The organism is uncultured Lutibacter sp., from assembly GCF_947495725.1.
Taxonomy (GTDB): domain Bacteria; phylum Bacteroidota; class Bacteroidia; order Flavobacteriales; family Flavobacteriaceae; genus Lutibacter.
This window is the reverse complement of the sequence record NZ_CANLZZ010000002.1, coordinates 572,029-588,302: the sequence shown is the minus strand read 5'-3', so window position 1 is coordinate 588,302 and position 16,274 is coordinate 572,029. Positions and strand designations below refer to the sequence as shown.

At 33.2% G+C, this 16,274-nt stretch carries 8 protein-coding genes; all 8 read right to left on the bottom strand.

Annotation, left to right across the window (positions count from 1 at the left end; translation table 11 throughout):
- Window positions 1-24: 24 nt before the first annotated feature.
- The 8 genes from Q0776_RS06010 to Q0776_RS05975 all read right to left on the bottom strand — a co-directional run bounded on the left by Q0776_RS06010 (window position 25) and on the right by Q0776_RS05975 (window position 16,154).
- The gene (locus Q0776_RS06010; protein WP_298365992.1) at window positions 25-1,893 is read right to left on the bottom strand and encodes a RagB/SusD family nutrient uptake outer membrane protein; all 1,869 of its coding nucleotides are present in this window, start codon (window positions 1,891-1,893) and stop codon (window positions 25-27) included.
- Between the two features lie 10 nt (window positions 1,894-1,903).
- Window positions 1,904-5,062, bottom strand: a complete 3,159-nt coding sequence (locus Q0776_RS06005) for a TonB-dependent receptor (RefSeq protein ID WP_298365989.1) — start codon at window positions 5,060-5,062, stop codon at window positions 1,904-1,906.
- Between the two features lie 428 nt (window positions 5,063-5,490).
- Window positions 5,491-6,939: a sulfatase gene (locus Q0776_RS06000; RefSeq protein ID WP_298365987.1), complete on the bottom strand. Its 1,449-nt coding sequence runs from the start codon at window positions 6,937-6,939 to the stop codon at window positions 5,491-5,493.
- Window positions 6,940-7,055: 116 nt separating this feature from the next.
- Entirely contained in the window at window positions 7,056-7,895 is an 840-nt protein-coding gene (locus Q0776_RS05995; RefSeq protein ID WP_298365984.1) for a hypothetical protein, read from the bottom strand.
- Window positions 7,892-10,672 (bottom strand): alpha-L-rhamnosidase, encoded by a 2,781-nt coding sequence (locus Q0776_RS05990; protein WP_298365982.1) that lies wholly within the window; start codon window positions 10,670-10,672, stop codon window positions 7,892-7,894. Before Q0776_RS05990 ends, Q0776_RS05995 begins: the two co-directional genes overlap by 4 nt.
- Window positions 10,673-10,675: 3 nt before the next feature.
- Window positions 10,676-13,462 carry a family 78 glycoside hydrolase catalytic domain gene (locus Q0776_RS05985; RefSeq protein WP_298365980.1) on the bottom strand — a complete coding sequence of 929 codons (2,787 nt, stop codon included), beginning with the start codon at window positions 13,460-13,462 and terminating at the stop codon, window positions 10,676-10,678.
- Between the two features lie 28 nt (window positions 13,463-13,490).
- Window positions 13,491-14,231, bottom strand: a complete 741-nt coding sequence (locus Q0776_RS05980; RefSeq protein WP_298365978.1) for a polysaccharide lyase family 7 protein — start codon at window positions 14,229-14,231, stop codon at window positions 13,491-13,493.
- A 9-nt stretch (window positions 14,232-14,240) separates the two neighbouring features.
- Window positions 14,241-16,154, bottom strand: coding sequence for a hypothetical protein (locus tag Q0776_RS05975; RefSeq protein WP_298365976.1), 1,914 nt, complete (start codon window positions 16,152-16,154; stop codon window positions 14,241-14,243).
- Window positions 16,155-16,274: the final 120 nt, after the last annotated feature.

Here is a 16,274-nt window from a genome sequence, read left to right as displayed (position 1 = left end):
TTAATTATAACAAATTGTATAAAACTACCATCCTGGATTTTGAGGGAAGCCCTCGTAAATCTGCGTTTGTTTAGCCTCAAAAGGTATCCAATAATGTTTTGGATATTCACAAATTCTCTCAACAAGTAACCTTTCTGTAAAAGACGAATGATCTTTAGGAAATTCAAAAGCTAGTTTTCTTTTATATTTATCTAAATGTGCTATTCCCCAACGACGCAGGTCAACCCATCTATGAGCTTCAAAACTTAATTCAACTGCTCTTTCTCTTCTTAATTCATCCATAAACTTATTGTTATTAGACACAATTGAAGCGTTAACATTAGGAATACCAGCTCTACTACGTAATAAATTAATAGCATTTACTGCAGTTAAGCTATAAGATCCAGGCGCAGTAGTTGCACCTTTTGCAGCATGTAAAGATTCGGCATACATTAAATAAACATCTGTAAGTCTCATATGCAAAAGTGTCCCCTTATAATTTTGAATAATTCTGTTCCATTTGCTATGAAATTCTCCATCAACTACAGGATAAAATTTCTTACGCATATATCCCGTTGTAGATGGTTGGTTATCACTACCTGTACTACGGTGTTCACCCCCTGTAAAAAGCTGCGCTTTTTTATGTTTAGCAGGTATGCTCGCTTTTGTTCCAAAAGAATCGCCATCTACAACAATCCATTGATAAAAACGTGGATCACGATTTGCGAATGGATTATTAGGATCATATAATGTAGGACCATAGTTTCCAGTCATATCGTCTTCAATTGATAAACCATTAGCCATTCCGAAATTATAATGAATAAAATTATGAGTAGGGCTAGAAATTTCAGATCCAGACCTTCCATGAATGTCTCTGTCCATTCCTGATGTCATAAATCTTTCTGCTTGGGCAGCATTACCACTTGTAGGGCCAAAAATAAACTCTGTACTACCCGGCCACATATTGGCCGCTGGTGTTTTCCAAAACACTTCTTCATATTCTTCCAAATCGCTAGCTAATCGATAGCGGCCTTGATCAGTTAATTTAAGAACTCCTGCAAAAGCATCAGCTGCCATATTCGCTAATTCGGTATCATACTCGTAAGTATTCATAGCGCCGTTGTTACCATGCATTAATGGACTTGCAGCAAGAAGCAGATTTTTCCCTTGAAATGCATAAGCAGCTCCTTTAGTAAGTCTACCCATATTATCACCTAAAGTTTTTTGTCCGAATGAAGTATCATCCCAATTTACAGGCAATAACTCAATAGCCTTCTTGTAATCTTCATTGGCTGCTAAAGCACTCTCTTTATAAGTTGCCGGACGTGGTACGTCAAAATCACCTACAAACACTCTATCTATATAAGGAAAGCGTCCCCAGAACTTCATAATTTCATTATGAAAAAATGCTCTAAAAAAGTAAGCTTGTCCAAGTATAATATTTTTTTCATCCTGAGATAAACCTATCATTAAATCTTCACTCTCAAGTACAATATTTGCGTTACGAATACCTTTTAAACTACCATCCCATAATCCTGGTCTTCTACTTTGATTATTTTGAGTAGTACTTGCGTTGTTGGTTCCATACGTAGAATTTTTCCAAGATGTTAAATAACTGTAATTAGCACGATTTAATCCATTTAGGTTACCGTTATCAATCAAATAACTTGCTTTCCAGGTTCTATTACCATGTGCATCATCTCCATATAAATAATCTTGGAAAGTATGAGCTGAAGTTCCATAATCAACGACTAAGCCGTACATTTCTTCAACAAATCCTTGTGCACTATCGAAGTTTGAAAAAACATCGGTTTGACTCAATTCTGATTCCGGAGCAATATCTAAGTAGTCCTCGCAAGAGAACGACAATATAAGCCCCATGAATAATAATATTTTTGCTATATAATTTTTCATTACGTTCTTTTTAAAAATTCATGTTAAAACCAAAGTTAAACCTTTTTAAGGTTGGGTAATCTCCTCTAAAACTAGAATCTGCGGTAACTGTACCATTAAATTCTCTGTCATCAGGTAAGTCCGTCCACAGGATTAAATTATTTCCATTAACAAAAAACTGTAGGGACTTAACCCCAAGCTTTTCACATGTTTTTTCTGGTATATCATATGATATTGAAACAGCTTTTAGTCGCGTTAATGATGCATCATACCAGTTGTCTCTTGGGTTAGTTGCACCTTGCGCCCTCCATGCAGGCTGCGTATCTGTATTATTAGGCGTATCAACAGTCCAATAATTTGTATCTTGTGAAAAAATCAAATGAGTTTGATTTGTAAACGTTCTGTTTCCAAAACTTCTATTAGCATTTTGTGTTCCATACAGCTGAGCCGAAACACTAAAGCCTTTGTAACGTCCTCCTAAAGTAGCACTCCAGTTTCTTTGTGGACGAACTGGGTAACCAAAAGGTGCATTATCAAAAGAACTATTATAAATACCATCTCCATCAAAATCTACTACATCATAATAACCTACACGTGTTAGATTCTGATTTGTGACTTGAGGTGTTGACATATAAACATCATCCCAGCTAGTCATGATTCCTACAGGAATGGCAGTATTTGATTGACCTATTGGGAAACCTGCATCCTTTTGATAAAAAGGTTGAAACACTGGGTCATCTCTAACTATAACTTCATCTTTTGCTTGTGTATAGTTAAAATTACCAAAAAGATTTAATCCATTCTCGAAGGTATGATTTGCACCCAATACAACTTCAAAACCTCTTACTTCTACTTGTCCTTTATTAAAATCTGGAGGAATTGCTCCAAACCAATCAGGTACGGCTCTTGATGAGCCAGTAACAAGAATATTATCACGGTTTTCTGCAAAATAATCAACTTCAGCAGTTACCATATTATTAAACAATCCTATTTCAGCACCAATATTGTACTTAATAGCTGTTTCCCATTGAAGATTTGGATTCCCAACTTGTGCCTCTCTATAGAAAATGTAAGGTGATGTTCCTCCGTAATTACTTGGTACCAAATATGCCGATCCTCCATTTGACCACGTGCTAATATATCTCCATCTACCACTAAAATTATCATCACCAATAAGTCCGTAAGATCCTCTAAATTTAAGTTTATTCAACCAATCTACCTCTTCCATAAAAGATTCGTTTGTTACAGTCCAACCTGCTGCTGCAGAAGGAAAGAGTTCAAAACGAAATCCTGGACCAAATTTTTCTGAACCATTATATGCTCCATTTATATCTAAAAAGTATCTGTTGTCATAATCATAGGTTGCTCTAGCTACCCAATCTTCACGAAACGTAGGAAAAACACTTCCTCTAGCACGTTCTTGTCTTCTAAATAAAAATAGTCCTGTTACATTATGCTTGTCTCCAAATGTTTGGTTATAATTCATAGAAAAGTCATAAACCATACTACGATCTCTACGCTGACTAGCAGTACCGCTATTTCCATCAATTATTTGTGAAGGACCAACAGTCCAAGGTCTAATTACGAAACCAAAATCATTTACACCATTTGGAGATAAAAAAGTCTCTGTATCACCATCATAGACTCTATATATTAAATTTTCTACCCCATCTGCTCCATTATCATTTAAAGATTGTAGACTTGTCATATTATTATCTAGCGAAAATCGAGCTTGAGCTGATAAACCTTTTGCTATAAAATCCAATTTTTGCTTCAGAATAAAATCTGTATTTACCTGAAAATTGGTATACGTATCATATCCTGTATTAGTTAAACTTACAATAGGATTGGTGATACCATACCCGTCGTCTTTATATTGTCCATATAAACCATCAGGATATACGGGCGTATACAAATTAGGAGCAATTTCGTAAAGTCCATTTGCAACGACATTTAAATTACTAGGTGATTCTCGAGTTCCTAAGTAACCAGAAAGGTTTACTGAAAGTTCTGTAGTATTAGTAATATCGAAATCAATGTTACTTCGGTAATTAAACCGCTCGTACTTATATTCACCTAGATACCCTTTTCCGCTATCGTATTTACCACCATCAAAAATATCATTTACTGTTTGAAAAGCTAAACTTCCAAAATACTTGGCAGATTTATTACCACCACGTACAGATAAATTAACTCTATAATCTTGAGCAAAATCTTTCAATAGTTCATCCTCATAATTAATATTAGGATATAAATAGCTTTCTTCTTCAGAAGATGGATTACGGTATTTGTCTACAATAGACATTGGTTGAAAATCACCCCATCCAATAGGTGAAATAGGCAATTCTCTTAAAATAGAACTATTTGCCTGCATTATTGCATCATATGAATCCAACTTTTCCGGCAACTTAGAAACAAATTTAACGGTAGAATTAACAGCTAAAGACAATTGAGCCTTACCCACTTGACCACGCTTAGTAGTAATTAATATTACACCATTTGCCCCCTCTACCCCAAATACAGCTGTGGCTGAAGCATCTTTAAGAACAGATAGCTTTTCAATGTCGTTCATATCGATATCAGTCATGGATCTCTTAACTCCATCAACAAGAATTAGTGGACCTCCCGAACCGTTCCATGAACTTTGACCACGAATAAAAATTTGCATATCTGACTGACCTGGAATCCCACTACCTTGAATAGCAGTTACACCAGGTAAGTTTCCTTGTAGCGCTTCTTCAACATTGGCTATACCAGCGGCTCTTTCCATTAATGCAGCTCCTTTAATCTGAGTAATCGCCCCTACGACACTCTCTTTCTTCTGAGTACCATAACCTACAAGTACTACTTCGTCTAAACTTTCTACATCACCTACTAAAGTTGCATTAACCGTTGTTCTTCCATTAATCGCAATTTCCACTGTTTTAAATCCTAAATAAGAAAACACTAGAATGTTTTCACCTTCAGTTAAATCAATAGAATAATTTCCCTCAAAATCCGTAGATGCTCCTCGAGTGGTTCCTTTTTGAAGAATAGTCACACCCGGCAATGGCATCCCACTTTCATCTGTCACAACACCTGAAATCCTATTTTGAGCTTCTAAATTAATTGCAGTAAAACTGGAAAAAACTATTACCAGCAGTAACGCTAACCCCGAAACAGGAAATTGTTTTTTTAAATTTTGTTTCATATTCAGTTTAAATTTTAACATAAATTAGTTTGATTTCATTATAATTATTACTCTTAATGCAAAAAGGCCAAATCATAATAATATGTTAACAAATCTACAAAGAGTATCAAGTATTGGTATCCTGTACTATACTGTAAAACATAATTTTATTAATTCCAGTAATTTTTATTATGAAGATATTTTTTTTTAGGAGAATTAACTTGTTTCATATAATTAAATGCTAGAATTTGATCAATTATTTTTTTAAATAGTATAAATTATTCTTATTTCCTTGCTTGTGACAAACCATAAAAAATGAAAAAACCTCTACAAAATAATTATTGTAAAGGCTATAGTTTTATTGTTATTCACACTCACTAAACTGGAGCACATGAGACTCTAACTAGCTCATAATAAAATACTTCTTTTTTCAAATTCTTTCTCTAATTTTATCTTGGAATATCATTTTGTAAAAACGCACCATTATTTTTTGGCATTTGTGATTCAAGAAGACTCTTCATTTTGTGTTCTACTTTCTCATATTTTAGATTTCCCGATAAATTAACAAAAGACAACAAACTATTTTTATGTTCATATAATTCGACACTTAAAACCTCCTGTGTTTTAGAATCTCTCCACTCGGTATACCTCCAATTTCCATCTGTGGCTGTACATCCCATAATTTTAGTTCCTCTTGGATACACGCTAGTTGCTACTTCATCCCATTTTAGATTTGGATTATCTACTACCGGTAAAATACTTTTTCCATTAAAATTTAAGCCTTTTAATCCACAAGCATCGACTAACGTAGGAAATAAATCAACATTTTCTATTAATGCATTTGATGTAACACCTACTACTCTATTTTTATAACCTGTTTCTCTACTTACTATAAAAGGTACTCTTACATCAATTTCTTTATTTGAATGTTTACACCAAGCCCCGTATTCTCCAATTTTATATCCATGGTCACTCATAAATACAACCATTGTGTTTTTACGTAAGTCTAACTCTTCTAATGTTTTTATAATTTTTCCTACTTGAGCATCAATATAACTTACAGAAGCATGATAACCATGTATTAACTGTCTTGTTAAATCATCGTCTAAATCACCTTCTTTAGGAATACCATAATAACCTTTCAATTCTCCCCAAGTACTTAAGGCTAACCTATACATTCCTTCTGGTTTTTCCCTAGAAGGCACTTTAAAGTCTTTTTTATTATATAAATCCCAATATTTTTTAGGTGCGTTAAACGGTAAGTGAGGCTTACTTAACCCAACAAACATTAAAAACTTTTCATTTTTTAATTTATGAAGAGTTTCTATTGCTCTTTTTGCTGAACGACCATCCTTATAACCATCATCGGCTACATTGGCATCTTCAAAGGCTGGCCCTTTTAAAGATTTTACACCTTTTGCTTTAAGACACGCCAATAATTTAATATTTTCAGGTTTTAAATAACTATCAGGTTCTTTAGGGAAATAATGTGTCCAAACCTCTTGGTCATCACGACTATGATGATAAACCTTACCAATACTTACTGTTTTGTATCCATTTTTATTAAATAACTGCGGTATTGACACAATATCTTTATGAACTTTACGTAAAGGTGTAAAAATACTGTATATCCCTAAATTTTCAGGGCGCAATCCAGTTAACATACTCATGCGTGAGGGAGCACAAATGGCTTGTTGTGAATAAGCTTTATTAAACATCACTCCTTCACTTGCAAGTTTATCTATACTAGGTGTTTTTGCTGTTTCACTTCCATAACAACCTAATTCTGCTCTTAAATCATCTACTATAAAAACCAATACGTTTGGTTTTTCTTGTGCTGCTAAGCTACTTAACCCTATTAAACAACTTACTACAATAAACACTACAATTCTATTCATATTTTTTTAATTTCACTCTCTATTTAATGATTATATGGCTGATTGAACAATTCCTTTACTCTGTTTGAAACTCGAAAAATCAATGGTATTTTTACTACATTGTTTTCAATCTTAAATTACTTTTCAATATAGTTCAATAATATTTTTTTTACATCGTCAACATTTCCTTGTTTTAATCCTCCATTTGTAGCTCCGGTTATCCAATACAATACCATACCAGCATCTGAACAATCCCACTTACCTTTTTGAAATTTAACAACATCATCAACTTCTGCAATTTTTCCTTGAATCCATATACTTTGAATTATAGGGTCTGAATGATTTTTAGCCCAATCCCAATCTTCAAGATCAACTTTTAATTTAATATTTTGGTCTGGAATTCTAACTTCTTCCACCCCAAAATCTAAAATATCTTGCCATTTATAGAAATCTCCTGCATTATCATTTGCCGGGTGATGCGTTACAACCTTTACAAACTGATGCTTATCTTTAGGTGCTAATTTTAAGGCAAACCCAATGATATCTGGTTCTCCAGCTTCTATAATCCAAAGAGGATCTTCAGCAGAAGATATACTTATAGCATGTGCCAAATCATTAATGGTTTTATCTAACTGCCACTTGGCATCTAAAAAAGTAAGTGATTCAAAACCACCCCAACGTCTTGAAGTAACATCACAACAACTTTGCATTAAAGCATGACGTTCTTTTTCAGCTAAGACTGAAATCTTTTGATTTCTTATCAAATCACAACTATGTGAATAATGAACAAGTTTATTTTCGAGACCTGAAGCTCTTAACAAAGCAATAGAAACTGCTGTTCCTCCAAGATCATCTGGATCTGGAGAATTACCATCTGCAACAATGGCAATTCTTCCTGCTGGTGGATTTATTGTTTGCGATGAAACAGTTGAGTTTATGGCAATCACAAAACATATTATTAGTTTTATTATTTTCATTTTTTAAGCTTTGATTTAAATGTATAATTCCCTGGTTTTACTTCTATGTAGAATACATTTTTTTCGGTTGAAATCAACTTCATATTTTTATTGTTTTCAAAAGCCTTTCCATTAACATCAAGAACTTGGCTTGTATCAGCTGGAATAACAATTAAAGCTGTTGTATTTGGAGGAACAATTACATCTAGATTAAACTGCCCATCCTTAATTTCCCAAGAAGAAGATGTCTTTCCATAAGGTGTGTTTAAGGAGGCAGATGCAGATGTAAGTGGCTGCCTTACTTGTGGTGCAATACATATTTTTTTATATCCTACTTCTAAGGGAGCGATTCCAGCAACACGTTCGTACATCCACTCTCCTATTGCACCATATGCATAATGATTTAAACTATTCATTCTCATCGGATTAAAACCTTCTTCTTTACTATAACTGTTCCATCGCTCCCAGATTGTTGTTGCTCCTTGATTAATAGAGTAAAACCATGATGGGTACGTTTCATTAAACAATATTTTATACATTAAATCAGTTTCACCAGTTTCATCTAATACTTCAGATAATAAAGGTGTTCCTAAAAATCCTGTACGTAAATGATTATCAGCATCTGCTATTTTTTCTAACAAATGTTTTTTAGCATTTGCTTGTTTATCTTCAGATAATAAATCAAATGCTAGTGCTAATAAATAAGAAGTTTGTGTTTCGGAAATTCCTTTTACTTTTCCATTCTCATCAAAAAACTCATTTTCAAAAGCCTTCGCAACCAATTTATATAATTCTTCATATTTAGCCTGTTCTTCAGTTCTTCCTAATACTTCTGCTGTTTGTGCAGTTAATTTGGCTGAATGTGCAAAAAATGCAGTTCCTATCAAACTATGTGAAGTATCTCCTTTGTTATTTCCATTCGCAGGATATGGTTGTAACCAATCCGCAAAAGAATTCATATACGAAATATAATTTTTTGAAGTTTCATTATGATGTTGCACCCATTTTTTCATCATAACATAATTTTCTTCTAAAACACCTATATCTCCAGTTCTAAAATAAATTTTCCAAGGAATAATAGTACAAACATCACCCCAGCCAGAACTTACTTTATTGTTATATAAAACATCTGGTACTACAAACGGAATACCTCCATTATCATACTGAGACTCACGAACACTCTGTAACCAACTTGCCCAAAATTTATGAACATCAGCATTAAAAATCGACGTTGGACCAAAAACCTGAGCATCTCCAGTCCACCCCATACGTTCATCTCTTTGCGGACAATCGGTTGGAATATCAAAGAAATTTCCACGCAATCCCCAAACAATATTACTTTGTAACTGATTTAACTTTTCGTGTGAAGATGTAAATGTTCCATTTTCTTCAAAATTTGAATATTGAACTAATCCTGTTACCCAATCTTTTGATGGTGTTTTAGAGGCATCAAATCCGCTTAGCTCTACATAACGAAATCCGTGAAAAGTAAACTTTGGCATCCATTCTATTACACCTTCTTCTGACGCGGTGTAATAATTGGTAGACTGAGCGCTTCTATAATTTTCTGTATAAAAAGATCCATCTGGTGATAGCATTTCAGCAAATCTAACTTTAAGCATTTCTCCTTTTTTCATTGGTACTTTTAACAAAGGTACACCTACCATATTTTGCTGTAAATCGAAAATAACTGCTCCATCTCTATTAATAATATCTTTTGTTTCCAATTCAATCTTAGATTTTACTGTTGTATGTCGTTTTGGTTCTAACTTTATATCATTACTAACTGGAAAAGCATTTACCGTTTTCCAATCTTTATCATCAAAGTTATTAGTTGTCCAATTAGCCATTTCTAAATTAGCATCATAAGATTCACCATCATAAATTTCAGAAACTCTTATAGGCCCATTTGTTGTTCCTTTCCAACTTTTGTCAGAAACAACAATATCTTTAGAACCGTCTTTCATTGTTACTTCTAACTGACATAAAACCTTTGGTGATTCTGTATTGCTCCAAAAAGACTTCATCCAACCTAATCGTCCAGAGTGCCATCCTGCAGCAACTTCAACTCCAATAGTATTTTGTCCTGATACTACTAATTCACTAACATCATATGTAATGGTTTCAATACGTTTTTTATAAGGTGTATACCCAGGAGGCATAACATCATCACTAACATCTTTTCCATTTATAGCTACATCAAAAACACCTTTTGCAGTTATAAACAATCTTGCCGAGGCTACTTCATTAGATAGCTTAAAATCTTTTCTTAAGTATTGAGGTCTGTGAATTACATTATCTTGACTTCCAAGTACACCTTCTTCTTTGGTTGGTAAACCTATCCATTTTGCATTCCAATCACTATTGTTTAACAATCCTAATTCAAAATGATTGATTTCACTCCACTTTGAAGCTTCTTTATTTTGATTCCAATATTTTACTTGCCAATAAACTTTTTGACGTGAATTCAATACTTTTCCATCATATTGTATAAAGGTTGATTGACTGCTTTCTTGCTTTTCAGAATCCCATAAATCCGCATTATCAGGTAACAAATCTGTGGCACTAGCTACTACTATTTGATATGCTGATTGACTCAATACCTCTTCGGAAACTGGTAATTTCCATGAAAAATCAGGAGTGCTATCATAAAAGCCTAAAGGATTTTCAAACCCTTCTGAAATTGTTAATTCTTGAGCTTCTGCTATTGTTGCTTTCTCTTTGCGTGATGCTAGAGTCAATAAAATAAAAGCGCTTATTGCGTATAAAAAATATTTGAAATTTGATTTTTTAAACATGATTTAAAGTTTAATTTGAAAGTTATATGTTCCTGGTTCTGCTAAAACTTTGACTAAATTTTTAGCAGAACTGATTAATTTTAAATTTGAAGTTTCCATGAAATTATTTCCGTTTACTAATAAATTTTCTTCATCACCATAAGGTATATGCACTTCTGCAGATGTGTTAGGTGGAATTACGATCTCAAGTCTAAAGGAATTATCATTAATTTTCCAAGATGACGATGCTTCTCCATAAGGTGTTTTTACACTTGCAGCAGCCGATGTTAAAAACTCGGTATTTGGCTGTGGTGCGATTCTAATTTTCTTGTATCCTGATTCTAACGACGCTAAACCTGCTATACGCTCGTACATCCATTGACCAATAGCTCCGTATGCATAATGATTTAGACTATTCATACTTTGCGAGTTGTAACCACTTTTTTTACTAAAACTATTCCAACGTTCCCACATTGTGGTTGCTCCTTGATTTATAGAGTAAAACCAAGATGGATATGTTTCTTTAAATAGAATTTTATACATTAAATCTATCTCTCCCATATCATCTAAAACCTTTGGTAAAATTGGCGTTCCTAAAAAACCTGTTCCTAAATGATTGTCTGCTTTTTTAATTTCTTCTAATAAATGCTTTTGTGCTTTTAATTTAGTTGCTGGTTTTAACAAATCAAAATATATGGCCAGTAAATAGCTTGTTTGTGTTTGCTTTTTATTTTTAAATTTTCCGTTTTCATCAAAATACTCATTTTCAAAAGCGTTAGCAACAGCTTTATGTAGCTCTTTATATTTTTTTTTATCATCTTTTTCACCTAAAACACCAGCAATTTTAGAAATTAAATGTGCAGAATGTGCAAAATAAGCAGTATTAATGAACTCTTTTGGAGTATCTCCTCGATTTCCCATTTTACCTGTTTTAGTAGGAAAAGGTTGTAACCAATCAGCAAAAGAATGCGTTTTTGGAATATACGCTTTGCCTTTAACTTTGGATTGATAGTAGCTTACCCATTTTTTTGCAGATTCATAACTATCTTTAAGTACCGTAACATCTCCTGTTAAATTATAAATATCCCAAGGTATAATTACACAAGCGTCTCCCCAACCAGAACTACCGTTTTTGTTTTGAAGGACATCTGGTACAATAAAAGGCACTAAGCCATTTTTATGTTCTGATTGATTTTCTCTTAAGCTCTGTAACCAGGCAGTCCAAAAAGCATGCGTATTATAATTAAAGAGTGCAGTAGGTGCAATTACTTGTGCATCTCCTGTCCACCCTAATCGCTCATCACGTTGCGGGCAGTCTGTAGGAATATCGAAAAAATTATCACGTAAACCCCAAGTAATATTACTTTGTAGTTGGTTTAATTTTTCATGAGAAGACTTAAACGTTCCGTTCGTTTCAAAATTTGAATGCTGTACCACACCTTTTACCCAACTTGAATTAGGTTTAGCTTGTTGATCATAGCCACTTAGTTCTACAAACTGAAATCCGTGGAATGTGAATTTTGGTTTATATTCTATAACACCATCTTTTGCCGCTATAAAGTAATCAGTTGATTTTGCTGAACGATAATTTGTGGTATAAAATGAATCATCAGCTAATAACATTTCAGAAAATCGAATTTTTAAAGTATCTCCTTTTTTCATAGGCACCTTAATTTTTGGAACACCCACCATATTCTGTTTCAAATTAAAAACAGCTGAATTATCGCTTACCGAAACAATCTCAACATCATCAATAATTACTTTATCTTTAACTGTACTATGACGTTTTGGTTCTAATTTTACATCCATTGAAATAGCTTCAACTTCAACAGATTTCCACACATCATTGTTAAAAGTATTTGATGTCCAATTTGGTATTTCAAAATTAGCATCGTAAACTTCTCCATCATAAATACTAGCCAATCGTATTGGACCATTAGAAGTCCCTTTCCAACTTTCATCAGATAGAATTGTTTGGATTGTTCCATCTTTCAATGTTATTTCCAACTGACATAATACTTTTGGTGATGCAAAGTTTTCGTACAATGCTTTTCCTCTACTAATTCTACCTGAATGCCAACCAGATGCCAACTCTATTGCAATTGAATTTTTACCCGAAGCTAAAAGTTGTTTAACATCATAAGTAATGGTTTCAATACGATGGTTATATGGAGTCCAACCCGGAGGCATTACATCATCGCTTACGTTTTTACCATTCATATGTACATCAAAAACACCTTTTGCTGTAATATACATTCGTGCAGATTCTACATTTGAAGATAACACAAACTCTTTTCTTAGATATTGTGGACGATGCATTAAAAATTTACGAACCCCTCTTATACTATCTTTTACCGTATTAAGTCCAACCCATTTTGCTTTCCAGTCTGAATTATTAAGTAAACCTAGTTCAAAACTACTAATATTACTCCAATTTGAATCATTTGCATCCTGATTCCAGTAACGAACTTGCCAATAAACTTTTTGACGAGAGTTTAATTCTTTTCCTTTATATTTAATAAATGTTGATTGGTTACTCTGTTGCTTTTTTGAATCCCATAAATCGGCATTATCTGGTAATAGATCCTGACTTGTTGCCACTACTATTTGATAAGCTGATTGGCTTTTTATGGCATTAGAAACTGGTAATTCCCATGAAAAAGTAGGTTGAGGATTGTAAAAACCAATAGGATTTTTAAATCCTTCGGATATCACTAAATTTTCTGCTTTTAAAACCTTTTGTTCATTACAAGAACTGAAAAGCAAAAAAATGATACTGATGATTATTAAAAAAACATATTTAAGCTTCATTAGTTATTTTTTTTACAATTTTTTAATATTATTCTCTAGTTATATTTGTTACCGTGTTACTTAAATTTTTTGTCATTTTATTGTTTGAGTAAACTCCCCACCTAAAGTGATACAATGCATTTGCATTACCCAATGAACTTTCTTCAGAAATGCCTGTAAATTTCAACTCATTATTAAAATACACCTCCATATCTTTACCGTTACTTCTAATTTTGATTTTGAAACTTTTTTGTCCGTTTGCCCAATCGTCATCTGTAGAAATTCCTATGTTTCCATTATTCCTAGATCCTACATGTATTCTACCATTTGTTTTTACCTCTACTCTAAGTTGTGGACCACAACATCCTGCAAAAAGTTGTGCAATAGTATACGTTTCACTAAGTTTACCGCTTGGCTTCATAGTTGCTTCAAAAGTGTGCCACTCTGTGCCTTCTTTCCATTTTAAACCCTGCCCAGCCTCCGTTCTAGCATGTTTTCTTTCTCCATTAAATTCATCACCTATAAATAGCTTAAATACTTGTTTATTTGGAGCTTCTTCGTACCATTTAGAAACCGTGTTAAAATCCTTTCGTTCTACATCATCATTAATTACAGTAAATAAATTGAACGGACTTGGAATACCTTCATTTGGTATTAAGGGAATCAGGTTTTCTGGCTCTGGCTCTACTTTTACAATTTCCTCATCATTATCGCTTCCACTACAATTTAAATGTATAGCTAGTAAAAAAAGGCCTACAAAATAAATACCTGTTTTTTTTATAAATTTCATAATTATCATTTAAATCACATTAATTGTACATATAACCTCTTTTATTTCCTTTGGAAAAACCACTATTATTGGCAAAACTTCCATCCCTGGAACTTGATTAAAAATGCGCGATTTTTCAGACTCTTTAATAGCTATTGGCACGTTTGCTTCAAGTACAACTATGCCTTCTTTTTTATGAATTTCAATTTTGTTTTCAGCAATTTCAATAACTTTTTCACCTGTTGGAGAAATAATTGGTAATACCAACCTATCATCGTTTTCTTCAATTGATGTTCTTAATGCTTTAATAGTTGTTTTTTCTGTATCGAATACATAATTCAGTTTAAAATCTCCTGAGGCATCTAAGGTTTCTTTTTCTCTGTTTGTTAAGGCTGCAAGTACTTCAAAATTGATAATTCCGTTTTTATCGGTATTAGAAACTTTAGCTTTTAAATCGTGTATATTGGTGTACCAAACCTCATTAACAAAACGCTCAACACGAGGTGTTAAACAAAAGTCTTCACCTGGTTGTGGTTGTTGGTTATAGTCTTCAACTTCAATATATTCAGCCATACTCGCTGTAAATAAAGGCCCCACTTTTTGATGCCATAAAACTGCTAATGAACCTCCTGTGGCTGCAACTGAATATTTTTTCTTCCAAATTTGATCGTAAGATGAAATGGTACTTCTCCAAGGCCCTCTTGCTGCTAACCAAACATCTAATTCTGGAAAATGTTTTACACCGTTATTTGTACTTCTTGGTACTGGTGTTTTTTTATTTACATTTTTTAAATTTTCTGAATTATCTAAAACAAAGGCTAAATTTTTAGCATGTGCAAAAGTGTGATGCATACACGGTTTTACTCCATGAGTTTCATAGTGTATTCCTCCAGCTAAAAGTCCGTTTACAGTACATCGTTCTAACAACTCTGTACTTAAAACTGCTGCTGTTCCAAAAGCAGGGTTTCTATTCGCCATTAAAGCAAAAGCTGGTTGACAACCATCAGTTGTTCTACTTCCCCAATACGTCCATTTGTTTTGTCGAGTACCAAAACTATTATCCCAAGCACCATCTGGCAACATAAATTCTAAATGCCCATTCATAGATTCAGCTAATAACTCTAATAACTCTTCATCTTTTTCAAGAACTGCATATTGCACCACTCCATTTAAGGTTTCTTCAACATTATAACCTAAATCTATTGGATATAATCCTTTTGCACTTTTATCATTATCGGGTTTATCTTCACCAAAAATCAATTTATTTGGCTCTGTTAAATATGCTGGTATTAACGCTGCAAACTCTTTACTTCTAACTATATATTTTTCTTCATTGAAGTAGTTTCCTAAAAAGTATAAAGCATAAATAGCTGTGAATCTATAATTGATATGACTAAAATGCATGTCGAATTTTTGATACACTAATTCAATTGCCTGTTTTAGACGTTTTTCCCATTTTCCTTTAAGTTCTATAGGTAAAATATGACCGTGATGGTGTAAGGCTTCTCCCAAAGCAATGGCTCCAAAAACAGTTGTTCCCCACCAAGATTTTGGATCAATCATATTGGTCCAACTACCATCTGGTTTGTCAACGTTTACTGACCAATCCATTACTTTTATAGCAGCATCTAAATATTTTTGCTCGCCAGTTTTATCAACCATATACAAAAATGGATACACGGACTCTTGACATCTTCCATGAATTAAATCACAAGCTTCACAATACAAAGCACCGTTAGATACAGGATCATTTTCATCGTTAATTTGCTCACGAATCATTGCATCACACCAAGTTTTAAGAAGCTTGAATGAAGAAGATTCAAAATCTGTCATATCCTTAAAATCAAAAGAATTATGCTTATTTTCAATGCAAGCATGATGCAGTGGTAATAACAAACCAAGACTCCCTATTGTAGTTATATTTATAAAAGAGCGTCTTTTCATTATTTAATTATTCTTATACACCATAAAAATAACATTAAGCGAAAGATCTTGTATCCTGTACTATTAGGTTTTTATAAAGACTTAAATTTATATTAGCTATAATATTCATATTAGAGTTTT